The following is a 22258-nucleotide window of genomic DNA, read 5'->3' as shown; positions in this document are numbered from 1 at the left end:
CGCTCCTTAGGTCAAAAGCGGGTTACAGCTGTTCGGTTTCGGCGTAGTCCTGGTCGTCGTAGGCGCCCTCGGTGGACCAGGTACCGGTGGCGACGTCGTAGCCGGCGACCTCCGACGGGTCGAAGGTGGGCGGGCTGTCCTTGAGCGACAGACCCAGCTGGTGCAGCTTGACCTTGACCTCGTCGATGGACTTCTGCCCGAAGTTGCGGATGTCGAGCAGGTCGGACTCGGTGCGTGACACCAACTCTCCGACGGTGTGCACGCCCTCGCGCTTGAGGCAGTTGTAGGACCGCACGGTCAGGTCCAGGTCGTCGATCGGCAGCGCGAACGACGCGATGTGGTCGGCCTCGGCGGGCGACGGCCCGATCTCGATGCCCTCGGCCTCGACGTTGAGTTCGCGTGCCAGACCGAACAATTCGACCAGCGTCTTACCCGCCGACGCCAGCGCGTCGCGGGGGCTGATCGAGCTCTTGGTCTCCACGTCCAGGATCAGCTTGTCGAAGTCGGTGCGCTGCTCGACCCGGGTGGCGTCCACCTTGTAGGTGACCTTCAGCACCGGCGAGTAGATGGAATCGACTGGAATGCGGCCGATTTCGGCTCCGGAGGCGCGGTTCTGCACGGCCGGCACGTAGCCACGGCCCCGCTCCACGACCAGCTCGACCTCGAGCTTGCCCTTGTCGTTCAGCGTCGCGATGTGCATCGACGGGTTGTGCACGGTGACACCGGCCGGCGGAACGATGTCACCAGCGGTGACCTGGCCCGGGCCCTGCTTGCGCAGGTACATGGTGACCGGCTCGTCCTCCTCGGAGGACACGACCAGGCCCTTAAGGTTCAGGATGATGTCGGTGACATCTTCCTTGACGCCGGGGACCGTGGTGAATTCATGCAGCACACCGTCGATGCGGATGCTGGTGACGGCCGCGCCGGGAATCGACGACAGCAGCGTCCGGCGCAGCGAATTGCCCAGGGTGTAACCGAATCCGGGCTCCAGCGGTTCGATGACGAACTGGGACCGGCTGTCGGTGATGACTTCCTCGGACAGGGTGGGTCGCTGAGAAATCAGCATGGTGTTTCTTCTTCTCCTTCTCGGCACCCGCTATTTGATGCCGTTTGGGTGTTCCGCGGCTGCGGCCGCAGCGGCGGAAGTCTGTTACTTCGAGTAGAACTCGACGATCAACTGCTCGGCCAGCGGCACGTCGATCTGCGCGCGCTCCGGCAACTGGTGGACCAGGATGCGCTGGCGCTCCCCCACCACCTGCAACCAGCTCGGGATCGGGCGGTCGCCGGCGGTTTCCCGCGAGATCTGGAACGGCACCGTGTTCAGCGACTTGTCCCGCACATCGATGATGTCGTACTGCGACACCCGGTAGCTGGGGACGTTGACGTGCACGCCGTTGACGCTGAAGTGGCCGTGGCTGACCAGCTGGCGGGCCATCCGGCGGGTGCGCGCCAGCCCGGCGCGGTACACGACGTTGTCCAGCCGGCTTTCTAGGATGCGCAGCAGTTCCTCACCCGTCTTGCCGGGCTGCCGCACCGCCTCTTCGTAGTAGCGGCGGAACTGCTTTTCCATCACGCCATAGGTGAAGCGGGCCTTCTGCTTCTCCTGCAGCTGCAGCAGGTATTCGCTTTCCTTGATGCGTGCGCGACCGTGCTGGCCGGGCGGGTACGGGCGCTTCTCGAATGCCGCGTCGCCACCGACGAGGTCGGTGCGCAACCGGCGCGATTTGCGCGTAACGGGTCCGGTGTAACGAGCCATCAGTTATCTCCTAGACGCGCCGACGCTTGGGCGGACGGACGCCGTTGTGCGGCTGGGGGGTGACATCGGAGATCGCCCCGACCTCCAGGCCAGCGGCCTGCAACGAGCGGATGGCGGTCTCCCGGCCCGAACCCGGGCCCTTGACGAACACGTCAACCTTGCGCACGCCGTGCTCCTGGGCCTTGCGGGCAGCGTTCTCCGCGGCCAGCTGGGCGGCGAACGGCGTCGACTTGCGGGATCCCTTGAAGCCGACGTGACCCGACGACGCCCAGGCGATGACGTTGCCCTGCGGGTCGGTGATGGTCACGATCGTGTTGTTGAACGTGCTCTTGATGTGCGCCGCACCATGCGGAACGTTTTTCTTTTCCCGCCGGCGGGTCTTCTGTCCCTTCTTGGGACCGGACGCGCTTGCCTTCTTCGGTGGCATCGGTTACCTGGCCTTCTTCTTGCCCGCGATGGTGCGCTTGGGACCCTTGCGGGTACGCGCATTGGTCTTGGTCCGTTGGCCGCGCACCGGCAGGCCGCGACGGTGCCGCAGACCCTGGTAGCAGCCGATTTCGATCTTGCGACGGATGTCGGCCTGTACCTCGCGGCGCAGGTCACCCTCCACCTTCAGGTTGGCTTCGATGTAGTCGCGCAGATGAGTGAGTTGGTCATCGGTCAGGTCCCTGGTACGCAGGTCCTTGTCGATGCCGGTGGCCGCCAGAATCTCGTTCGAGCGGGTCCGGCCGACGCCGAAGATGTAGGTCAGCGCGATCTCCATCCGCTTGTCGCGCGGCAGATCGACGCCTACTAGTCGAGCCATAGGTGGCGTTTCCTCTTTCTCAAGCGGAGGTCTTTTCCCAGTCCGTTCCTCGCCTGGGGCGAGGGCCCGGCCTCCGTCCGGGCGTGGATGAACGGCCTATCCGTTCATTGGTGCTGGGAGGTCTGCATTCAGTTGTCAGCGCGCCGCGCTTGCGGCCGGACAGCTAGCCCTGGCGCTGCTTGTGGCGAGGATCCTGGCAGATCACCATGACCCGCCCATGCCGACGGATCACCCTGCACTTGTCACAGATCGGCTTGACGCTTGGGTTCACCTTCACGGCTGTTCTTGGTCCTGTTCTCGTTCGTGTTCTTACTTGTACCGGTAGACAATGCGGCCCCGCGACAAGTCGTAGGGCGACAACTCCACTACCACCCGGTCCTCAGGCAGGATGCGGATGTAGTGCTGCCGCATCTTGCCGCTGATGTGGGCGAGCACCTTGTGACCGTTCTCCAGCTCAATGCGAAACATGGCATTGGGCAGAGGTTCGACCACGCGACCCTCGACCTCTATGGCACCGTCCTTCTTGGCCATTACGTTGTGGCGATCCTTCTCTATGCTCGTCGGTGCACCCGGTTCGGCGCAGCACGTACTACGACTACTCAACGTGGGCCGGTGATGGAAATTCCGCGAGAACCTCGGAGAATTTCAGGACTGGGCACGCCAGAAGCCGGCACGGACGCCGCGCCGTCGTCCCACAATACTCGCTTGGTCACTCTGCACGCAAAACGAAGCCGGCCGGAATACCGCGCCTGAGCTGGTGGGTTAGAGCAACCATGACCGATGCTGCTGCTAGTAAGCCAAATCTGGGCCGGTTCGGGTCGTTCGGAATGGGTGTGACGCCCCAGCAAGCTCAGGAGATCGAGGCCCTGGGTTACGGGGCGGTGTGGGTCGGCGGTTCGCCACCGGCTGAACTCGCCTGGGTCGAGCCGATCCTGGCGGCGACGACGACGTTGCAGGTAGCCACCGGCATCGTCAATATCTGGACGGCGCCCGCCAAGCCGGTCGCCGAGTCCTTTCACCGCATCGACCAGGCCTACCCCAACCGCTTCCTGCTGGGCATCGGCGTCGGGCATCCCGAGGCGCACAGCGAGTACCGCAAGCCCTATGACGCGCTGGTGCAATACCTCGACCAGCTCGACGACCACGGTGTGCCCGCCAACCGGCGCGTGGTGGCCGCGTTGGGCCCGCGGGTGTTGCAGCTCTCGGCGCAGCGCAGCGCGGGCGCCCACCCCTACCTGACCACCCCGGAACACACCGCGCAGGCCCGCGAGCTGATCGGACCGTCGGCGTTCCTGGCACCGGAACACAAAGTGGTGCTGACCACGGACGCGCAGAAGGCGCGGACCGTGGGCCGCAAAGCGCTCGACGTCTACTTCAATCTGGCGAACTACCGCAACAACTGGAAGCGACTCGGCTACGGCGAGGATGAGGTGGTCCGCCCCGGCAGCGACCGGCTGGTCGACTCAGTCATCGCCTACGGCACCACCGACGCCATCGCCGCGCGCCTGCGTGAGCACTTGGACGCCGGAGCCGACCACGTGCCCGTGCAAGTCTTGACCAGGAGTGAAAACCTGGTACCTGCCCTGGCCGAACTGGCGGGCCCGCTCGGACTGAACCAGTCCTGAGCCGCCACCGAACTCAAACAAGGGGGACCGATGACCGAAGCCGCATCACTCAAACCCGACCTGGGCCGCTTCGGCGTCTGGCTGGGTACCCGCAGCATTACCCCCGAGTTGGCCGGTGAGATCGAAGGGGCCGGCTACGGCGCCGCGTGGATAGGCGGGTCGCCGGATGCGGATCTGTCATGGGTGGAACCCGCCCTGGAAGACACCACCTCACTGCAGCTGGCGACCGGCATTGTCAATGTGTGGTCGGCGCCTGCCGGTGCGGTCGCCGAGTCCTACCAGCGCATCGAAAGCGCGCATCCGGGACGGTTCTTGCTCGGCGTGGGAGTCGGCCACCCCGAGGCCACGCAGGAATACGCCAAACCGTATGACGCTTTGGTGGGTTATCTCGATGAGCTCGACGCTGCCCGGGTGCCCACCAGCCGTCGGGTACTCGCCGCGCTCGGGCCCAAGGTGCTGCGGCTTTCAGCCGAACGCGCGGCCGGTGCCCATCCCTATCTGACGACCCCCGAGCACACGGCCAAGGCCCGCGAACTTCTGGGCAACTCGGTGTTCTTGGCGCCCGAACACAAGGTGGTGCTGACCACCGATCGCGACGAAGCCCGCGCGACCGGCCGCAAGTTCGTCGACTTCTATCTGGGGCTGAGCAACTACGTGAACAACTGGTTGCGGCTCGGCTTCACCCCCGACGATGTGCGCAAGCCCGGCAGCGACAAGCTGATCGACGCGCTGGTCGCCTACGGCAGTCCGGAGACCATTGCCCAGCGTCTCAACGAGCACGTGGAAGCGGGTGCCGACCATGTCGCCATCCAAGTGCTGGGCGCCTTCAAGGCGGAGAAGCTGCTGCCCGTACTAACCGAACTGGCCGGACCGCTGGGGCTGAGCCGTTAGGGTTTGACCCATGCGGCTGCTAGTCACCGGTGGGGCGGGATTCATCGGCGCCAACTTCGTGCACAGCACGGTGCGCGACTACCCCGACGACCAAGTCACCGTCATCGACGCCTTGACCTACGCCAGCAGGCGGGAGTCGTTGGCCGACGTAGCCGACGACATCCGACTCGTCGAGGGCGACATCACCGACGCCGAGCTGGTGTCCCAACTGGTGGCCGAGTCGGACGCGGTGGTCCACTTCGCGGCCGAGTCACACGTCGACAATGCACTGGACAACCCCGAGCCGTTCCTGCACACCAACGTGATCGGGACCTTCACCATCCTGGAAGCGGTCCGCCGCCACGGCGTGCGGCTGCACCACATCTCCACCGACGAGGTCTACGGCGACCTGGAGCTCGACGACCCGCAACGGTTCACCGAAGCCACCCCCTACAACCCGTCGAGTCCGTACTCGGCGACCAAGGCCGGCGGCGACATGCTGGTGCGGGCGTGGGTGCGGTCCTACGGCGTACGCGCGACGCTGTCCAACTGCTCCAACAACTACGGGCCTTACCAGCACGTGGAAAAGTTCATCCCGCGCCAGATCACCAACGTGCTCACCGGCCGCCGGCCCAAGCTCTACGGCAGCGGGCACAACGTGCGCGACTGGATCCACGTCGAAGACCACAACAGCGCGGTCCGGCGCATCCTCGAGCAAGGCCAAATCGGTCGTACCTACCTGATCAGCTCCGAGGGTGAGCGCGACAACCTGACCGTGCTACGCACGGTGCTGCAATTGATGGGCCGCGACGCCGACGACTTCGACCACGTCACCGACCGGGTCGGGCACGACCTGCGCTACGCCATCGACCCGTCCACGCTCTACAACGAATTGAGTTGGGCGCCAAAGCATACCGACTTCGAAGAAGGTCTGCGCAGCACCATTGACTGGTATCGCGACAACGAGGACTGGTGGCGACCCCTCAAGGACGCCGCCGAGGCGCGCTACGAGAAGCGCGGCCAGTGACATGAAGGTACGTGAACTCAAGGTCCCCGGCGCCTGGGAGATCACCCCCACCATCCACGGCGACGCCCGCGGACTGTTCTTCGAATGGCTCACCGATCGCGGATTCACCGCGTTCGCCGGACATCATCTCGACGTCCGGCAAGCCAACTGCTCGGTGTCGGCAGCCGGTGTGCTGCGCGGCATCCATTTCGCTCAACTGCCGCCGAGTCAGGCCAAGTATGTGACCTGCGTGGCCGGTGCGGTGTTCGACGTCGTCGTCGACATCCGGGTCGGTTCACCGACTTTCGGCCAGTGGGACTCGGTCCTGCTTGACGACCAAGATCGGCGGACCATTTACCTCTCCGAGGGCCTCGGTCACGGTTTCCTTGCCTTGCAAGACAATTCGACGGTGATGTACCTGTGCTCGGCGGAGTACAACCCGCAGCGGGAGCACACCATCCGCGCCACCGACCCGGCGCTGGGAATCAAGTGGCCGCTGGTCGACGGTGCCGAGCCCAGCCTGTCCGACCGCGACGCGGTAGCGCCTGGCTTCGACGAAGTGCGCGCGTCGGGCCTGTTGCCCACCTGGGAGGAAGCACAAAGCTTCGCGGCCAGTCTGCGCTCCTCCGACAAGTAACGCCCACAGCAACGTCCCGCCGCTCGAATCCGACGGCAAGAGTTTCGTCGACCGAGTCGCGAAATCTGGCTGCGGGAAATGGCGACGGACGCAGCGACAAACTCCCCATCTACTTCTCCTACACACCCATCGGCGTAGGGACGATCTTCTTCAATACGCCGTCCGACCGAACGCCCGCCAACATTTCATTCCCCTTCCCCGTCATAGGCCGGCGCCGCCGACTTCTTGACGCGGCGTCGCCCCGCATCGAAGGGGGCTACCTAATTTCCGATCGCACCCCAAACTTCTGGAACGAAACTCACTGGAATAGACAGACTTCCGGTATTCGCCGGGGCGAACGATCACCAGACGACCGAAGGCGGCTCGCGATTATGTTCCCGCTCAACGCATTTCGATTCCATTCCGGGATCGGCGCAGCCGATGAAAGCGCGTGCGGCACCGAAACTTAGAGGCAAACCTTCGAATTTGACTCGGGTGCAATTAGATACCGCTAGCATCCGCATTGTCGCCGCTCGGGCCGCGACCTTCGCTCTTTGGTGAACGCTGGAGGTGGGGATGTCGTTCGTGTTGGCGGTGCCGGACGTCATGGCGGAAGCCGCAGGCGCGTTGGCGGGTTTGGAATCGAGCATCGAAGCCGCGCACGCCGCGGCGTCGGCGCAAACGGCGGCGCTGCTGCCGATGGCTGCCGACGAGGTGTCGACGGCCATTGCCGAACTGTTCTCCGCACATGGGTCGGCGTATCAGGCGCTCAGCGCGCAAGCCGCGGCGTTCCATACCCAGTTCGTGCAGAGTCTCAATTCGGCGGCGGGTGCCTACGCCGCCGCCGAGGCCGCCAGCGTCGATCCGCTGCAGACCTTGCAGCAGAATTTTCTGGCCTTGATCAATGCGCCCACCACCACGTTGTTGGGGCGCCCTCTGATCGGCGACGGGGCCAACGGCATAACCAACGCCCAAGGAGTGGGGACGCCCGGCGGGCCGGCGGGTCTGCTGTGGGGCAACGGCGGCAACGGCGGCAACAGCACCGCGGTGGGGGCACCGGGCGGCGCCGGTGGTCCCGCCGGTCTCCTCTTCGGCAACGGCGGAAACGGCGGGACCGGTGGTCCTGTCGCACTGGGCGGCGCCGGCGGCCCAGCCGGGCTGTTATGGGGTAGCGCCGGGGCCACCGGCGCCCCCGGCCTGGCCACCGTCCCGTTGAACTTCGACGGCACACGCCTGCTCGTGAATCTCTCGGTGGGCGGCGGGCCGATTTCCTCGGTCATCGTCGACACCGGATCCCGGGGGCTCATCCTGCCGCCTCAGGCCGTCGATTTCGCCACCCTCGGGCCGGTCACCGGCACCGGCAATGTCACCTACGGTCAGTTCGGCAATTATCTGACGGAGTACTACAACACCTATACGTCGACGGTCAATTTCGGCAATGGTGTCGTGACCGCCCCCACCACCGTTGCCGTGGTCACCTCCGTCGTCCAGAACGGCTTCTTCTCGTATCCGGCTTCCCAGGCGCCTGCGATTCTGGGCATCGGAGCCAACGCGTACGGGCCGCTGGGCACCAGTCCGGTGACCGCGTTGCCGGGTGCCTTCGGTCAGGGTGTTCTCATCAACGCGCCGGGCCACGTCATGCAATTCGGCCCGAACCCATTGCCCGCCTACGCCTCAGTCACCGGATCGCCGGTCACCACACTGAACATCCAGATCAACAACGGTCCCATGCAGCAGACGAGCGGCGCCTTCATCGATTCCGGCGGCCTCTTCGGATCCATCCCCGACATCCTCAACCCGCCCAATGTCGGCGGCTACCTGCCGGCGGGCACCACCGTTTCGGTCTACACGCCCAACGGGACATTGCTTTACACCACGACGGTCGGAGCGCAACAAACCAGCGTGGTGCCCTATTGGCTGGGCGGCGTGTTCAACAGCGGAATCACCCCGTTCCTGGAAGGTCCGATCTACCTGTCCTACAGTCCGACCGGTTCTGGAACAACGATTTTCGATTTCTGAAACCGCGCCCAAGTCCCCGACCGCACGTCGCGACCCACCTCGCTTGCCACGCCGAACCCTGGTTACTAGGATATCCAAGTATCGCCTCGACACTCCCCTCCTAGTTTCTTTGGGATCACCATGACTGCATCAATCCCGCACTTCATCGACGGCCAGCGCACCGACGGTCAGTCCACCCGCACCGCCGACGTCTTCAACCCCAGCACCGGTGAGGTGCAGGCGACGGTGGCGATGGCGTCGGCAGCCGACATCGACGCCGCCGTGGCATCCGCGGCCGAGGCCCAAAAGGGCTGGGCCGCCTGGAATCCGCAACGCCGCGCCCGGGTCTTGATGAAGTTCGTCGAGCTCGTCAACGCCAACATGGACGAGCTCGCCGAGCTGCTGTCCCTCGAGCACGGCAAGACGCTGGCCGACGCCCGCGGCGACATCCAACGCGGCATCGAGGTGATCGAGTTCTGCATGGGCATCCCGCACCTGCTCAAGGGCGAGTACACCGAAGGTGCCGGACCCGGCATCGACGTGTATTCGCTGCGGCAGCCCCTGGGCGTGGTCGCCGGCATCACCCCGTTCAACTTCCCGGCCATGATCCCGCTGTGGAAAGCCGGTCCCGCGCTGGCCTGCGGAAACGCCTTCATCCTCAAGCCGAGTGAACGCGACCCGTCGGTGCCGGTGCGCCTGGCTGAGCTGTTCACCGAGGCGGGCCTGCCGGCGGGCGTGTTCCAGGTCGTGCATGGCGACAAGGAAGCCGTCGACGCCATCCTCAACCACCCCGACATCCAGGCGGTCGGTTTCGTCGGCAGCTCGGACATCGCGCAGTACATCTATGCGGGCGCGGCGGCCAACGGCAAGCGGTCACAATGCTTCGGCGGCGCCAAGAACCACATGATCGTCATGCCCGACGCCGACCTCGACCAGGCCGTCGACGCGCTGATCGGCGCCGGCTACGGCAGCGCCGGCGAACGCTGCATGGCGATCAGCGTCGCCGTCCCGGTCGGCGAACAAACCGCAGAACGGTTGCGCGCCAGGCTGATCGAGCGGATCAACAACCTGCGAGTCGGCCACAGCCTGGACCCCAAGGCCGACTACGGCCCCCTGGTCACCGAGGCCGCACTGCACCGGGTGCGCGACTACATCGCTCAGGGCGTGGACGCCGGCGCCGAGATCGTCATCGACGGCCGCGAACGGGCCAGCGACGACCTGACCTTTGGTGACGCCAACCTCGAAGGCGGGTTCTTCATCGGCCCCACCCTGTTCGACCACGTCACCCCGGACATGTCGATCTACACCGACGAGATCTTCGGTCCAGTTCTGTGCATCGTCCGGGCCCACGATTACGAAGAAGCGTTGCGGCTGCCCTCAGAACACGAATATGGCAACGGCGTCGCGGTGTTCACCCGCGACGGCGACACCGCCCGCGACTTCGTGTCCCGCGTCCAGGTCGGCATGGTGGGCGTCAACGTGCCGATCCCGGTGCCGGTGGCCTACCACACCTTCGGCGGCTGGAAGCGGTCCGGCTTCGGCGACCTCAACCAGCACGGCCCGACGTCGATCCAGTTCTACACCAAGGTCAAGACGGTGACCTCGCGGTGGCCGTCCGGCATCAAAGACGGCGCCGAGTTCGTCATTCCCACGATGAATTAGAGCAACCATGTTCACCCTCAACGACGAAGAACGCGTCATCACCGAGACGGCGGCCGCCTTCGCCGAAAAACGCCTCGCCCCGCATGCCCTGGACTGGGACGCTGCCAAGCACTTTCCGACCGACGTGCTGCGTGAGGCCGCCGAACTCGGGATGGCCGCCATCTACTGCCGCGACGACGTCGGCGGCAGCGGGTTACGCCGCCTCGACGGCGTTCGCATCTTCGAGCAGCTGGCCATCGCCGACCCAACGACCGCGGCCTTCCTGTCCATCCACAACATGTGCGCCTGGATGATCGACAGCTACGGCACCGCCGAACAGCGCAAGATCTGGGTCCCTCGGCTGGCGACGATGGATGCCATCGCCAGCTACTGCCTGACCGAACCCGGCGCCGGGTCCGACGCGGCCGCGCTGACCACCCGGGCCGTGCGCGAGGGTTCGGATTACGTGTTGGACGGGGTCAAGCAGTTCATCTCCGGCGCCGGCGCCTCCGACGTCTATGTCGTGATGGCTCGCACCGGTGGGACCGAACAGCCTGGGCCACGCGGTATTTCGACCTTCGTCGTCGAAAAGGGCAGCCCCGGATTAAGTTTCGGTCCGCCCGAACAGAAGATGGGCTGGCACGCGCAACCGACCGCGCAGGTCATCTTCGAAGGCGTACGAGTGCCCGCCGACGCCATGTTGGGTGGCGCCGAGGGAGAAGGCGCCGGTTTCGGCATCGCGATGAACGGCCTCAACAGTGGCCGGCTCAACATCGCGGCCTGCTCATTGGGCGGTGCGCAGTCCGCGTTCAGCAAAGCGGGCGCCTATGTACGTGAGCGCCAGGCGTTCGGCGCCACGCTGCTCGACGAGCCGACCATCCGGTTCACCCTGGCCGACATGGCCACCGGCCTGGAGACATCGCGAATGATGTTGTGGCGCGCGGCGAACGCGCTCGACGAAGACGCGCCCGACAAGGTCGAGTTGTGCGCCATGGCCAAGCGCTATGTCACCGACACCTGCTTCGACATCGCCGACCAGGCGCTGCAGTTGCACGGCGGTTACGGGTATCTGCGCGAGTATGGTCTGGAAAAGATAGTGCGCGACCTGCGGGTGCATCGGATCCTGGAAGGGACCAACGAGATCATGCGGGTGGTCATCGGCCGGGCCGAGGCTGCGCGGTTCCGCGCCAGCGCGTAGAAGGGCAGCCATGACAGCGATTGCGTTTCTGGGCTTGGGCAATATGGGTGCGCCGATGTCGGCGAATCTCATTGGCGCGGGCCATGTCGTGCGCGGTTTCGATCCCATGCCGGCGGCGGCCGCGGCTGCGGCCGACCACGGTGCGACGGTGTACGACAGCGCCGCCGCAGCGGTGGCCGAGGCCGACGTGGTCATCACCATGTTGCCCAACGGCGAGGTGGTCAAGCGCTGTTACCACGAGGTGCTGCCGGCCGCGCGCGCCGGTGCGCTGTTCATCGACAGCTCGACGATCTCGGTCCACGACGCCCGCGAGGTGCACGCCCTGGCCGAAGCGGCGGGCATGCAACAACTCGACGCACCGGTTTCCGGTGGGGTCAAGGGTGCTGCGGCGGGTTCGCTGGCCTTCATGGTGGGCGGTGACGAATCGGCGTTACAGCGGGCACGTCCGGTACTGGAACCCATGGCGGGCAAGATCATTCATTGCGGCGCGGCCGGCGCCGGACAGGCCGCCAAGGTGTGCAACAACATGGTGCTCGCCGTGCAGCAGATTGCCATCGGCGAGGCGTTCGTCCTGGCCGAGAAGCTGGGGCTGTCGGCGCAAAGCCTGTTCGACGTCATCACCGGCGCCACCGGCAATTGCTGGGCGGTACACACCAACTGCCCCGTTCCCGGGCCGGTACCGACCTCACCGGCCAACAATGATTTCAAGCCCGGATTCGCCACCGCGCTGATGAACAAGGACCTCGGCCTGGCCATGGACGCGGTGGCCTCGACGGGGTCGGCCGCGCCGCTGGGCAGCCACGCCGCGGAGATCTACGCTGAGTTCATTGCGTCCGACGCCTCCCACGCCGACCAGGATTTCAGCGCGGTCATCGAGATGCTCCGCAAGGGCTGACGTTCAGAAATCGCCGGCGTTACGGCGCAACGTCTCGATCGACGTCACCAGCGCCTGCGCCTCGCCATCGGCCATGCCGATGTCGGCGAACACCTGCTCGTTGAGCGTGACGGTCGCGTCCTCGACCGTGGAGCGGCCCAACTCGGTGATCTGCACCAGCGTGGTTCGACCGTCTGTCGGGTGCGGCACCCGCTGCACCAACCCGTCGGCTTCCAGGCGCCGGATCGCGTGGGTGACGCTGGTGACGTGAACTTGCAACCGGTCGGAAGCCTTGGTGATCGGCAACGCGCCGGTGCGGCTGAATGCCAACAGCCGCAACAGTTCATAGCGCGAAAAGCTCAGGTCGTAGGGACGCAGCGCCGCTTCGACCCGGGCCAGCAGGATCTGATGCGCGCGCATCACCGACGTCACCGCGACCATGCCTTGGGATACCTCGCCCCAGCCGGCGCGCTCCCAATTCGCACGTGCCACGGCGATGGGGTCACGTTTCCCGGAGCCGGCCACGCCCCTTCTTACCAGCTGTTACAGGGAATGTTCCAGCAGGATCTGGCCGCTGTCGGCGGAAACCACTTGCACCGACGCGATTTGGTCCATGGGCGTCGAGATGCTTCCCGCCGGTGTCGCGGTGTGGCCCGGCTCGGCGACCCAGGTCGCCAGCCGGGTCTGGCTGCCGTCGCGACCCACCACCACCATGGCCAGCGTGTCGTGCTGGGCGCTCGGCGGCGACAGGCAGAAGCACTGCAGGTTGATGAACGTCCCCCACTGGTGGCTGCTCACCGAAACCGTCGACGTCAGGTGCTTGGTCCCGACTTGTGCCATCGGCTGCGCCGACACGGTCACCGGTGGCGGGGTGGCGTGATGGCCGTACACCCCGACCAGCACACCGATCCCCAACACCACCGCTGCCGCCGAGGAGGCGACCCAAGTCGTCAAGCGGGTGCGCCGACGTCGCCAGCGCACCGTGGCCAACAGCGACGGCAACAACTGCGGCGAAGGCTCCGACGCCCGGGCCGTGCCACTGGAGTCGTTGATGGCAGCAACGTCTCCGGCGTCCAGCCGCGACAGCAAGGCCGGTACCCCGCTGAGCTCGGCCACCGCCTCTCGGCAGTGCCGACAGCCGGCCATGTGTGTCTCAAACTCGCGCCGCTCCGCGGTCGACAATGACCCCAACACATAGGCGGCGTCCCACATCCCGTAGGAGTCGTGATCACTGGTGGACACGTCGCACACCTCTTTGTGCAGGGGGTAGTCGCCGGGCGGGCCAAGTCCTCCTAGCGGCATCCTCATGTCATTCATCTCCTGTCACCCTCAAGCATTCGGAGCCGATGGACAGCTGGATGGGCTGCGCTGTCATCGAGTTACTCCGAGTTCCTGCAGAGTGAGCCGCAAAGCCCGCACCGCATAGTGTAGGCGCGACTTCACGGTCCCTTCTGCGATTCCCAGGTCGGTAGCAATCTGCGCGGTGGTCCAGCCGCGGTAGTACGACCGCTCGATCACCGCGCGGTGTTCGGCGGACAGCTGGACCAGCGCGTCGGCGATCAGCAGCCGATCCAATGCGCTGTTCACTTCGTCGGGCGTCGACTGCTCCGGCGCCCCTGCCTCATCGGTGGATCCGACGACATTGCGGTATCGGGCGCTGCGCCGGTCGTCGATGATCATGTTGCGGGCCACGGTGAACAGCCATGCCCGCGCCGATCGTTCCGTGTCGCCGATCACTTCCGGGTGCTGCCAGGCCCGCAACAGCGTCTCTTGCACGACATCCTCGGCGTGGCTGGCGTCCCCGGTCAGTCGCAACGCGTAGCGCCACAGCACCGCGGCGTGCTCGTCGTAGAGCGCCTTCATCAGAGCGGCTTCGGCAGCAGCCCCAGATGTTTTCCACGTCCCGGCCGCACGAGCCACTCGATCACCTCCGCAACGGACACGAGGCGAACAGCCGTTTGGTTCAGCGCGCCGCGACAGTGAGGATGCGAGGCCCGCTCTCTGTCACGGCCACGGTGTGCTCCCAGTGTGCCGCACGTGAGCCGTCGACGGTGGTGACCGTCCACTTGTCATCCAGAACGGACGTCTTGCCACTGCCCAGGGTCAGCATCGGCTCGATGGCCAGCACCGAACCCGGCGCCAGCAGCGGACCCCGGCCCGGGGCGCCCTCGTTGGGCAGGAACGGGTCCATGTGCATCTGCCGGCCGATTCCGTGGCCGCCGTAACCCTCGACGATTCCGAACGCGCGGCCGTACCGCTCTTCGGCCGTGCGGGTGCCCAGTTCGATGGCATGCGCCACGTCGGTCAGCCGATTGCCGACCACCATCGCGGCGATCCCGGCCTCCAGCGAATCCCTGGTCGCCGCCGACAGCGCGTCGTCGGCCGGGCTGAGCGTCCCTACCCCGAAGGTGACCGCGGCATCGCCATGCCAGCCGTCCAGCACGGCGCCGCAGTCGATTGAGACCAGGTCGCCAACCGTTAACACTTCGGCGGCCGACGGGATGCCGTGCACCACTCGGTCGTTGACCGACGAGCAGATCGACGCCGGATAGCCGTGATAACCGAGGAACGACGGGATGGCGCCGGCTTCCCGGATCACCGACTCGGCGATCTGGTCCAGGCTCAGCGTGGACGCTCCTGCGACGGCGGCCGCCCGCACTGCCGCCAACGCATCGGCGACCACCGCACCGGCTGCCGCCATGGCGTCGAGTTCATCCGGAGTGCGCTGCGGCACGACTTTGCGACTGCGCAGCCGCGCCAGCGGGCGCATGTTTACTTACCCAGCGCCTGCAACGCGCGGGCGAACACCTCATCCATCGAGCCCACGGCGTCGACGGTCTTCAACTCGGAGCTGTAGTACTCCAGCAGCGGCGCGGTTTCGTCGCGGTAAACCTTCATCCGGTTGTGGATAATCTCTTCGGTGTCGTCGGCGCGCCCGCGGCCCTTGAGCCGTTCTAGCAACTCCTCCTCGGACACCCGGAATTCCACTACCGCGTCGATGTCTGTGCCCCGGCGCCCGAGCATGTCGTGCAGCGCCTTGGCCTGCTCCAACGAGCGGGGATAGCCGTCGAGAATGAATCCTTTGGCGGCGTCGGGTTCGTTGAGCCGCTGGTCGACCAATTCGTTGGTCAGCTCCGAGGGCACCAGATCACCGGCGTCCAGGTAGCGCTTGGCCTCTTTACCGAGTTTGGTGCCTTCTTCGATATTGCGGCGAAACAGTTCGCCAGTGGAGATCTGTGGAATCCCGAGTTTCTCGGCCAGCTTCTGCGCCTGCGTTCCCTTACCCGCCCCGGGCGGTCCCAGCAAAACCACTCTCACTTGAGGAATCCTTCGTAGTTGCGCTGCATGAGCTGACTCTCGATCTGCTTGACCGTATCCAACCCGACGCCAATCATGATCAAAACCGCGGTACCCCCGAAGGGCAAATTCTGCACCGCGCCGCCATTGCCGATCTGCAAGAACAAGTTCGGCAACACCGAGATCACGCCCAGGTAGATCGAGCCAGGCAGGGTAATCCGGCTCAGCACAAAGCGCAGGTAATCGGCGGTCGGCCGGCCCGGTCGAATACCGGGAATGAAACCGCCGAACTTCTTCATCTCATCGGCACGCTCGTCGGGATTGAAGGTGATCGAGACGTAGAAGTAAGTGAAGAAAATGATCAGACCGAAATAGATGCTGATGTAGACCGGGCTGCTGGGGTCGGACAAGTAACTGCCCACGAATTTGTCCCACCAGCTGTGCCCCACACCGCCGCTGCCGCTGCGCACCAATTGCGTGATCAAATGCGGAATGTAGATCAGCGAGGACGCGAAGATGACCGGGATAACACCGGCCTGATTCACCTTCAGCGGCAGGTAAGTCGACGTCCCGCCATACATCCGCCGGCCCACCATGCGCTTGGCGTATTGCACGGGGATACGGCGCTGGCCCTGCTCGACGAACACCACGCCGACGATGATGAGCAGCGCGGCCGCGCACACGGCCGCCAGAATCAGGCCGCCGCGGCTCTGCAAAATCTCGTTGCCTTCGGCCGGTATGCGCGCGGCAATGCCGACGAAGATCAGCAACGACATGCCGTTGCCGATGCCGCGCTCGGTGATCAGCTCGCCCATCCACATCACCAGCGCCGCGCCACCGGTCATCACCATCACGATGACCACCAGCGTGAAAATGCTCTGGTCGGCGATGATCTCTAGCGAGCAGCCCTGCAACAACCCGCCATTGGCCGCCAGCGCCACGATGCTGGTCGCCTGCAGGATCGCCAGCGCGATAGCCAGGTAGCGGGTGTACTGCGTCATCTTGGCCTGACCCGACTGGCCCTCCTTGCGCAGCTCTTCGAACCGCGGGATCACCACGGTGAGCAGCTGCACGATGATGCTCGCGGTGATGTAGGGCATGACTCCTACCGCGAAGACCGTCAATTTGAGCAACGCACCGCCGGAGAACAAGTTGATCAGCGAATAGATCTGCCCTGCCTCGCCGCCGCTGGCTTCCTTGATGCACTGCTGCACATTGGGGAAGTTCACGCCGGGCGACGGCAATGCGGCTCCCACGCGGTATAGGACAACAATGCCCAGCGTGAAGAGGATCTTCCGTCTCAAATCGACTGTTCGCAGCGATGAGATGAAAGCCGAAAGCACTACTTCCTCCTGCGCAGCGGGGGTCATCCTGCATTACGCGCCCAACACTCGCAGGCCAGGACGTACGGCGTCGCGCGTCAAACCGTGTACGAGACTAACAGCTGGTCTGCTCTGGCCCTGCCTCGGGCGCGTACAGTCGTGGTTAGCTCTTTACATTTGCTAAATAACGGACTTACCCGGGGAGCGATGAATGACCCAGCTCGGCAGCGCGCGGTTTGAGGGCGACACGTGGGACTTGGCGTCCAGTGTCGGGCTGACGGCGACCATGGTGGCCGCGGCGCGCGCCGTGGCCGCTCGCGACTCGCACGGGGCCGCCGCGGTGGCGACCGACCGCTTCGCCGAACCTCTGGTCCGCGCGGTGGGTGTCGACTTCTTCACCCGGATGGCCAGCGGCGAGTTGAACGAGGCGGAGCTCGAGGAGGATTCGGCCAAGGGGGTGCGGCACTTCGCCGACGCGATGGCCGTGCGCACTCGCTTCTTCGACGACTTCTTCGCCGACGCGACCGGCGCCGGCATCCGACAGGCGGTCATCTTGGCGGCGGGCCTGGATTCCAGGGCCTATCGGTTGGCGTGGCCCGTGGGCACCAAGGTGTTCGAGGTCGACCAGCCGCAGGTGATCGAATTCAAGACCCGCACCCTGGCGGAGTTGGGCGCCGAGCCGACGGCGGACCGGCACGCGGTGGCGGCCGATCTGCGCGATGACTGGCCGGCGGCGCTACGCCAAGCCGGGTTCGACCCGTCGCAGCCGACGGCCTGGATTGCCGAGGGACTGCTGGGGTACCTGCCGGCCGAGGCCCAAGACCGGCTGCTCGACCAGATCACTGCGCACAGCGTCCCCGGGAGCCGCTTTGCCACCGAAGGGCTGCTCGACATCAACGAGCTCAACGAAGACGACCTGCGGCGCCGCATGCAGTTGCAGAAGGAGCGGTGGAACCGGCACGGCTTCGATCTGGACATGGCCGCGCTGGTCTACTTCGACGACCGCACCGATGCGGGCACTTATCTGTCGGCTCACGGTTGGCGGGTCGGCAGAGCGAGTAGCTCTGAGCTTTTCGCCGAGCACGGACTGCCGCCGGTCGACGACGACGATGCCCCGTTCGGCGAAGTGATCTATGTGAAGGCGGAATTAGCACCCCAACCCGAGTAAGGAGCGCCGATGGCACGCACTGACCAAGACACCTGGGATCTGGCATCCAGCGTGGGGGCGACGGCCACGATGGTCGCCGCGGCTCGTGCGCTGGCCAGCACGGAGGCCAACGCGATCATCAACGATCCGTTCGCGGCGCCGTTGGTCCGGTCGGTGGGTCTGGACTTCTTCACCCGACTGGTCGACGGCGAGATTTCGCCGCCCGAAGGCGCGGAAGGGGATTTGGCCCTGGAAACCGATTCGATTGCGGTGCGCACCCGCTTCTTCGACGAGTTCTTCCTCGACGCCGCCCGCGGCGGTATCCAGCAAGCGGTGATTCTGGCTGCCGGCCTCGATGCCCGTGCCTACCGGTTGCCTTGGCCGAATGGCAGCGTGGTCTATGAGGTCGACCAGCCCGACGTCATCGAGTTCAAGACCAACGAAATGGCGGCGTTGAGCGCCAAGCCTGCGGCCGAACGGCGAACCGTCAGCGTCGATCTGCGCGACGACTGGCCAGCGGCTCTGCGGGCCAGCGGATTCGACGACAGCAAGCCCACCGCCTGGAGCGCTGAAGGCCTGCTGATGTATCTACCGCCCGAAGCGCAGGACCGTCTCTTCGACCACATCACCGCGCTCAGCGCTCCCGGCAGCAAGCTGGCCACCGAGTACCACCCGGACTCCGGGGCGACGATGAGTGAGCGGGCCCAGGAGTTCAATCAGCGGTGGGTCAATCTCGGCTGCGACATCGACCTGTCCGGGCTGTTCTTCGACGGCGAGCGCAACAACGTCGTCGACTATCTGACCGGTCAAGGATGGCAGGTCGCCACCCGGCCGCGCCGGGAGCTGTTCGGCGAGTACGGGATTCAGTTCCCCGAGGATGAGATGGCGCAGTTGCGCAACATCACCGCGGTGACCGCCACTCTGCGCTAGGCGCTAGGCGGGGTTGGCCGCGGGCGCGCGAACCACCATCGGCACCGCGGGGAACGCCCAGGCCATCTCCGAGCGCGACTTGCGCAGCGCCGCGGTCCCGTACCCCTTCTTGCGGTGCTCGGGATGAATCCAGATCCGAACGTCCACCTCGCCGTTGACCAGCTCACCGAAGACCATTCCGACCTTCTCGCCGGAATCGATGGCGACGAACCACGCCGCCTCTTCGTCGTCGAGACGCCGCAGCGCAGCGGTGATCTCGTCGTCCACCTCGCCGGCCGGGCCCCCGGATCCGTCGCCGGCGAAGCCGATGTCCGCGGTCCGCGCGGCGAAGATGTCGCGGTCCTGTTCGGCCGAGAAGGAGCGCAGCTCCAGACTCTCCCCCAGGCTCGCCGGGCGCTCGATGGAGGTGAAACTGAGCTGCTTGTTCAAGTCGTCCAGCTCGGCCAGGATCTTCGCCCGCGCGTCCTGGGTCAGCTGCTCGAAAGACATGCTCATCACCGCCTCGGCGGCCGCATGGGAGGTGCCCAACAGCGCCACGATCGCCTCCACCGCGGCGGCCTTGTTCTTGGCCTCGACGATCGCGTCGGCGACCTCGTGCCGGCGTTCCAGCGCGGCAAGTAACGCATCTGCGATCTCTCGACGGGTGGCGGTCTGGTCGTGGTCTGTCATTGCATAAGGGTAGAACGACACGCGCCGCTGCGCGCCTCCTGAGTCCGCTAGGCCAATCGTGATCCGCTGAGCTCCAGGAAGCGGCGATAGCGCTCCCGGGTCGGGCCCAGCCAATCGGGACGGGGCGGCACGACGCGATTCACCGAAGCCCAGCGCGCGGCATCGGCGATCGACGTCTCCATGCCGACGGCCAAGCGCGCCAGGAACGCCGCGCCCAGCGCCGCGCCTTCGGACACTCTGGACACCTCCACGGGCCGGCCGGTCACGTCGGCGATGGCCTGCATCCACGGCTGTACCCGGGTGCCGCCGCCCGCGGCCACGATGCGCCCCACCGGGGCACCGCTGAGTTCGATCAGCTGGCGCACCACGAACCCCGACGCCTCGTAGGCCGCCCGCCGCACTGACGCGGCGTCCTGCGTGAGGTCCAGCCCGTCGAGCACGGCGCGACGGTCCGGATCATGAAACGGCGTGCGCTCGCCGCGGATGTAGGGCAGCCACACCGGCACCCTGCGCGGGTCGGCCCCTTCCGAATCCGCCGGTGCGACAATGCGATCCACCCAGTTGAGGAACAGCCCACCAGCGTTGCTCGCTCCCCCGATCTGGCTTTTGCCCGCGGCGGTATGCGGGATGGTCCACAGGCCGGGGACCTGCCGGAACTCCGAGATCGTCGTCCACACGATCAAGGTGGCCCCACACAGCACGATCACGTCTCCGTCACGGTCGGCGCCGGCCACGACCTGTTCACACAACGCGTCGATGGCCCCGACCGCCAGTACCGCATCCCTCCCGCGGACCTGCCCGGCGGCGGCACCGAACGTCTCCACCCGCGGCATCTGCGCCACGGTGGCGCCGCAGTCGGCGCACGCCGCCGCGTTCCACCCGTTCCCGTCGAACAACGGCGCGCTCGTGACGGCGGTGGCGAAATCGATCACCGCCTCACCGGCCAGGGCATGGTTGGCCACCGCGGGCGCCGGCCAGTACCCGGCCGCCTGCGGTGCCGCGGTCGCCGTCCAGCGCAGGAACTGGGCGGCTTCGCCCACCGCGGGCAGCGGCTGGTGTTCGGCGCCGGGCACTCGGCCGCGGCTGTCGCCGTAAAGCAGTCCCGGGCTGATCGGGCGCCCGTCGGTGTCGACCGCGGTCAACGACGGCACCATCGACGAGACGCCGACGGCCTTGGCGTGCGGTTGCCCCAGGCGTTCGAGCGCCGCCACCGGAGCCTGGCGCCACGCCCGGTCGGCGTCGTGCTCCAACCGGTCGGGGCTGGGTACCCGCAACTCGTGCGGAATGCGCACCCGCGACGTGACGTGTCCGTCCTGGTCGGCGGCTACCGCTTTGACCGCGGTGGTCCCGATGTCGATGCCGATTGTGACGTCATCGCGTGACACGGGCGCCACCGTACGCCAGCATTGGCATTCGTGACGTCTCGACCGCGCGCCCTGGTGACGGCTCCGTTGCGAGGACCCGGCTTCGCCAAACTGCAGCAGTTGGCCGACGTGGTCTACGACCCGTGGATCGACAAGTCGCCGCTGCGCATCTACAGCGCCGAACAGCTGGCCGACCGGATCGCCGCAGAGTCGGCGAATATTGTTGTGGTGGAAATTGATTCGGTTGGCGGACCGGTGTTCGAGGCGGGCTTGACCGCGGTGGCGTCCACCCGCGGGGACCCGAACAACGTCGACGTCGCCGCGGCTACCGCGGCGGGTATCCCGGTGCTTAACACGCCGGCCCGCAACGCCGACGCGGTCGCCGAGATGACGATCGCGCTGCTGCTGGCCGCCACCCGCCACCTGGTGACCGCGGACGCGGATGTGCGCGGCGGCAACATCTTCCGCGACGGCTCGCTGCCCTACCAGCGGTTGCGCGGCTGGGAGATCGCCGGGCTCACCGCCGGGTTGGTGGGCTTGGGCGCCGTGGGACGGGCCACCGCCTGGCGACTGCAAGGGCTGGGCCTGCGGGTCGTCGCCTGCGACCCGTACCACGACGACGCGCAGCACAGCCTCGAGGAACTGCTGGCCATCTCCGACGTCGTCTCTCTGCACGCGCCCGTCACCGACGACACGGTCGGCATGATCGGCGCCGAGCAGTTCGCGGCCATGCGCGACGGCGTGGTCTTCCTCAACACCGCCCGCGCCCAATTGCATGACACCGATGCCCTCGTCGAGGCGCTGCGCGCGGGCAAGGTGGCCGCCGCCAATACCGCGACTTCCGGATCGTCGACATACTTCATCGGCCCAGCACCTCCGGATTGACGATATGGGCGGGCCTGGCGCCGGACAACAGCGCGTCCAGATCGTCGGCGACCATCTGTGCCTGCCGCGCTTCGGTGTTCCACGTGGCCCCACCGATGTGCGGGGTGAGCACGACGTTGGTCATCTCCGTCAGCGGGTGATCGGTGGGCAGCCACTCCCCGACGAAGTGGTCTAACCCGGCGGCGGCCACCTTGCCCGCGCGCAGCGCCTCGACGAGGGCATCGGTGTCATGCAATTGGGCGCGGGCGGTGTTGA

Annotated in this window: 25 protein-coding genes and 1 pseudogene; 11 read left to right on the top strand and 15 right to left on the bottom strand. The window is 66.2% G+C overall.

All coding sequences use genetic code 11. The annotated features are described in order from the left end of the window. Positions 1 to 22: 22 nt before the first annotated feature. The 6 genes from A9W95_RS19590 to infA all read right to left on the bottom strand — a co-directional run bounded on the left by A9W95_RS19590 (position 23) and on the right by infA (position 3092). The gene (locus A9W95_RS19590; RefSeq protein WP_067416492.1) at positions 23 to 1066 is read right to left on the bottom strand and encodes a DNA-directed RNA polymerase subunit alpha; all 1044 of its coding nucleotides are present in this window, start codon (positions 1064 to 1066) and stop codon (positions 23 to 25) included. Between the two features lie 84 nt (positions 1067 to 1150). Beyond that, positions 1151 to 1756, bottom strand: coding sequence for a 30S ribosomal protein S4 (gene rpsD / locus A9W95_RS19585; protein ID WP_067416489.1), 606 nt, complete (start codon positions 1754 to 1756; stop codon positions 1151 to 1153). Between the two features lie 10 nt (positions 1757 to 1766). Continuing rightward, complete coding sequence (gene rpsK / locus A9W95_RS19580) at positions 1767 to 2183, bottom strand: 30S ribosomal protein S11 (RefSeq protein WP_067416484.1); 417 nt, start codon at positions 2181 to 2183, stop codon at positions 1767 to 1769. 3 nt (positions 2184 to 2186) lie between these two features. Then, a complete protein-coding gene (gene rpsM, locus A9W95_RS19575) occupies positions 2187 to 2561 on the bottom strand; it encodes a 30S ribosomal protein S13 (RefSeq protein ID WP_007167900.1) in 375 nt (124 codons plus the stop codon). A gap of 163 nt (positions 2562 to 2724) precedes the next feature. Further along, a complete protein-coding gene (gene rpmJ, locus A9W95_RS26480; RefSeq protein ID WP_003886927.1) occupies positions 2725 to 2838 on the bottom strand; it encodes a 50S ribosomal protein L36 in 114 nt (37 codons plus the stop codon). 32 nt (positions 2839 to 2870) lie between these two features. Beyond that, positions 2871 to 3092, bottom strand: a complete 222-nt coding sequence (gene infA, locus A9W95_RS19570; RefSeq protein WP_003418601.1) for a translation initiation factor IF-1 — start codon at positions 3090 to 3092, stop codon at positions 2871 to 2873. A gap of 242 nt (positions 3093 to 3334) precedes the next feature. On the opposite strand from infA, the gene A9W95_RS19565 reads away from it, so the two are divergent. The 8 genes from A9W95_RS19565 to mmsB all read left to right on the top strand — a co-directional run bounded on the left by A9W95_RS19565 (position 3335) and on the right by mmsB (position 12410). Then, positions 3335 to 4186 carry an LLM class F420-dependent oxidoreductase gene (locus A9W95_RS19565; protein ID WP_067416481.1) on the top strand — a complete coding sequence of 284 codons (852 nt, stop codon included), beginning with the start codon at positions 3335 to 3337 and terminating at the stop codon, positions 4184 to 4186. A 30-nt stretch (positions 4187 to 4216) separates the two neighbouring features. Next, positions 4217 to 5077 (top strand): LLM class F420-dependent oxidoreductase, encoded by an 861-nt coding sequence (locus A9W95_RS19560; protein WP_067416478.1) that lies wholly within the window; start codon positions 4217 to 4219, stop codon positions 5075 to 5077. Between the two features lie 10 nt (positions 5078 to 5087). After that, on the top strand, positions 5088 to 6083 hold the full coding sequence (gene rfbB, locus A9W95_RS19555; protein WP_067416476.1) for a dTDP-glucose 4,6-dehydratase: 996 nt from the start codon (positions 5088 to 5090) through the stop codon (positions 6081 to 6083). A 1-nt stretch (position 6084) separates the two neighbouring features. Then, complete coding sequence (gene rfbC, locus A9W95_RS19550; protein WP_067416472.1) at positions 6085 to 6699, top strand: dTDP-4-dehydrorhamnose 3,5-epimerase; 615 nt, start codon at positions 6085 to 6087, stop codon at positions 6697 to 6699. Between the two features lie 555 nt (positions 6700 to 7254). Then, positions 7255 to 8697, top strand: coding sequence for a PecA family PE domain-processing aspartic protease (locus A9W95_RS19545; RefSeq protein WP_067416469.1), 1443 nt, complete (start codon positions 7255 to 7257; stop codon positions 8695 to 8697). Positions 8698 to 8817: 120 nt separating this feature from the next. Beyond that, positions 8818 to 10338, top strand: coding sequence for a CoA-acylating methylmalonate-semialdehyde dehydrogenase (locus A9W95_RS19540; protein ID WP_067416467.1), 1521 nt, complete (start codon positions 8818 to 8820; stop codon positions 10336 to 10338). Between the two features lie 7 nt (positions 10339 to 10345). Next, complete coding sequence (locus A9W95_RS19535; protein WP_067416464.1) at positions 10346 to 11515, top strand: acyl-CoA dehydrogenase family protein; 1170 nt, start codon at positions 10346 to 10348, stop codon at positions 11513 to 11515. A gap of 10 nt (positions 11516 to 11525) precedes the next feature. Next, positions 11526 to 12410: a 3-hydroxyisobutyrate dehydrogenase gene (mmsB, locus tag A9W95_RS19530; RefSeq protein ID WP_067416461.1), complete on the top strand. Its 885-nt coding sequence runs from the start codon at positions 11526 to 11528 to the stop codon at positions 12408 to 12410. 3 nt (positions 12411 to 12413) lie between these two features. Here mmsB and A9W95_RS19525 read toward each other — a convergent pair whose 3' ends face one another. The 6 genes from A9W95_RS19525 to secY are packed head-to-tail and all read right to left on the bottom strand — an operon-like array spanning position 12414 to position 17029. Further along, the gene (locus A9W95_RS19525) at positions 12414 to 12914 is read right to left on the bottom strand and encodes a MarR family transcriptional regulator (RefSeq protein WP_067416458.1); all 501 of its coding nucleotides are present in this window, start codon (positions 12912 to 12914) and stop codon (positions 12414 to 12416) included. A gap of 18 nt (positions 12915 to 12932) precedes the next feature. Continuing rightward, entirely contained in the window at positions 12933 to 13706 is a 774-nt protein-coding gene (locus A9W95_RS19520) for a zf-HC2 domain-containing protein (protein ID WP_067416455.1), read from the bottom strand. A 54-nt stretch (positions 13707 to 13760) separates the two neighbouring features. After that, positions 13761 to 14309 (bottom strand): sigma-70 family RNA polymerase sigma factor, encoded by a 549-nt coding sequence (locus A9W95_RS19515; protein ID WP_082983204.1) that lies wholly within the window; start codon positions 14307 to 14309, stop codon positions 13761 to 13763. Between the two features lie 43 nt (positions 14310 to 14352). Then, positions 14353 to 15159 carry a type I methionyl aminopeptidase gene (gene map, locus A9W95_RS19510; protein WP_067416449.1) on the bottom strand — a complete coding sequence of 269 codons (807 nt, stop codon included), beginning with the start codon at positions 15157 to 15159 and terminating at the stop codon, positions 14353 to 14355. Positions 15160 to 15161: 2 nt separating this feature from the next. Further along, on the bottom strand, positions 15162 to 15707 hold the full coding sequence (locus tag A9W95_RS19505; RefSeq protein WP_067416446.1) for an adenylate kinase: 546 nt from the start codon (positions 15705 to 15707) through the stop codon (positions 15162 to 15164). Continuing rightward, the gene (gene secY / locus A9W95_RS19500; protein ID WP_067416627.1) at positions 15704 to 17029 is read right to left on the bottom strand and encodes a preprotein translocase subunit SecY; all 1326 of its coding nucleotides are present in this window, start codon (positions 17027 to 17029) and stop codon (positions 15704 to 15706) included. The genes A9W95_RS19505 and secY overlap by 4 nt, the downstream gene beginning before the upstream one ends. Positions 17030 to 17219: 190 nt before the next feature. Here secY and A9W95_RS19495 point away from each other — a divergent pair, with 190 nt between their 5' ends. Both A9W95_RS19495 and A9W95_RS19490 read left to right on the top strand, forming a co-directional pair. Then, the gene (locus A9W95_RS19495; protein ID WP_067416443.1) at positions 17220 to 18176 is read left to right on the top strand and encodes a class I SAM-dependent methyltransferase; all 957 of its coding nucleotides are present in this window, start codon (positions 17220 to 17222) and stop codon (positions 18174 to 18176) included. 9 nt (positions 18177 to 18185) lie between these two features. Beyond that, positions 18186 to 19085: a class I SAM-dependent methyltransferase gene (locus A9W95_RS19490; protein ID WP_067416439.1), complete on the top strand. Its 900-nt coding sequence runs from the start codon at positions 18186 to 18188 to the stop codon at positions 19083 to 19085. Positions 19086 to 19088: 3 nt separating this feature from the next. On the opposite strand, the gene A9W95_RS19485 is transcribed toward A9W95_RS19490, so the two are convergent. Further along, a complete protein-coding gene (locus tag A9W95_RS19485) occupies positions 19089 to 19754 on the bottom strand; it encodes a GNAT family N-acetyltransferase (protein WP_067416436.1) in 666 nt (221 codons plus the stop codon). A 47-nt stretch (positions 19755 to 19801) separates the two neighbouring features. Then, complete coding sequence (locus A9W95_RS19480; RefSeq protein ID WP_067416624.1) at positions 19802 to 21139, bottom strand: FGGY-family carbohydrate kinase; 1338 nt, start codon at positions 21137 to 21139, stop codon at positions 19802 to 19804. A 30-nt stretch (positions 21140 to 21169) separates the two neighbouring features. On the opposite strand from A9W95_RS19480, the pseudogene A9W95_RS19475 reads away from it, so the two are divergent. Beyond that, positions 21170 to 21946, top strand: a pseudogene (locus A9W95_RS19475) (NAD(P)-dependent oxidoreductase); the annotation flags it as partial. A gap of 31 nt (positions 21947 to 21977) precedes the next feature. Here the strand turns inward: A9W95_RS19475 and A9W95_RS19470 are convergent. After that, positions 21978 to 22258, bottom strand: a 281-nt coding sequence (locus tag A9W95_RS19470; protein ID WP_305799976.1) for an NAD(P)-dependent oxidoreductase, incomplete at its 5' end; no start/stop codon positions are given.

The organism is Mycobacterium sp. 1423905.2 (genome assembly GCF_001673155.1).
In the GTDB taxonomy this organism is placed as follows: Bacteria; Actinomycetota; Actinomycetes; order Mycobacteriales; family Mycobacteriaceae; genus Mycobacterium.
Note: the sequence above shows the minus strand (reverse complement) of the source record. Positions and strands in the feature narration are given on the sequence as shown.

Excerpts from the sequence above, each read along its gene's own strand:
- infA (WP_003418601.1), bottom strand. The coding sequence starts at position 3,092 with ATGGCCAAGAAGGACGGTGCCATAGAGGTCGAGGGTCGCGTGGTCGAA.
- rpsM (WP_007167900.1), bottom strand. The coding sequence starts at position 2,561 with ATGGCTCGACTAGTAGGCGTCGATCTGCCGCGCGACAAGCGGATGGAG.
- A9W95_RS19560 (WP_067416478.1), top strand. The coding sequence starts at position 4,217 with ATGACCGAAGCCGCATCACTCAAACCCGACCTGGGCCGCTTCGGCGTC.
- rfbB (WP_067416476.1), top strand. The coding sequence starts at position 5,088 with ATGCGGCTGCTAGTCACCGGTGGGGCGGGATTCATCGGCGCCAACTTC.
- rfbC (WP_067416472.1), top strand. The coding sequence starts at position 6,085 with ATGAAGGTACGTGAACTCAAGGTCCCCGGCGCCTGGGAGATCACCCCC.
- A9W95_RS19540 (WP_067416467.1), top strand. The coding sequence starts at position 8,818 with ATGACTGCATCAATCCCGCACTTCATCGACGGCCAGCGCACCGACGGT.
- mmsB (WP_067416461.1), top strand. The coding sequence starts at position 11,526 with ATGACAGCGATTGCGTTTCTGGGCTTGGGCAATATGGGTGCGCCGATG.
- A9W95_RS19565 (WP_067416481.1), top strand. The coding sequence starts at position 3,335 with ATGACCGATGCTGCTGCTAGTAAGCCAAATCTGGGCCGGTTCGGGTCG.
- rpsK (WP_067416484.1), bottom strand. The coding sequence starts at position 2,183 with ATGCCACCGAAGAAGGCAAGCGCGTCCGGTCCCAAGAAGGGACAGAAG.
- A9W95_RS19545 (WP_067416469.1), top strand. The coding sequence starts at position 7,255 with ATGTCGTTCGTGTTGGCGGTGCCGGACGTCATGGCGGAAGCCGCAGGC.
- A9W95_RS19520 (WP_067416455.1), bottom strand. The coding sequence starts at position 13,706 with ATGAATGACATGAGGATGCCGCTAGGAGGACTTGGCCCGCCCGGCGAC.
- A9W95_RS19490 (WP_067416439.1), top strand. The coding sequence starts at position 18,186 with ATGGCACGCACTGACCAAGACACCTGGGATCTGGCATCCAGCGTGGGG.
- rpsD (WP_067416489.1), bottom strand. The coding sequence starts at position 1,756 with ATGGCTCGTTACACCGGACCCGTTACGCGCAAATCGCGCCGGTTGCGC.
- A9W95_RS19535 (WP_067416464.1), top strand. The coding sequence starts at position 10,346 with ATGTTCACCCTCAACGACGAAGAACGCGTCATCACCGAGACGGCGGCC.
- A9W95_RS19495 (WP_067416443.1), top strand. The coding sequence starts at position 17,220 with ATGACCCAGCTCGGCAGCGCGCGGTTTGAGGGCGACACGTGGGACTTG.
- map (WP_067416449.1), bottom strand. The coding sequence starts at position 15,159 with ATGCGCCCGCTGGCGCGGCTGCGCAGTCGCAAAGTCGTGCCGCAGCGC.
- A9W95_RS19590 (WP_067416492.1), bottom strand. The coding sequence starts at position 1,066 with ATGCTGATTTCTCAGCGACCCACCCTGTCCGAGGAAGTCATCACCGAC.
- A9W95_RS19485 (WP_067416436.1), bottom strand. The coding sequence starts at position 19,754 with ATGACAGACCACGACCAGACCGCCACCCGTCGAGAGATCGCAGATGCG.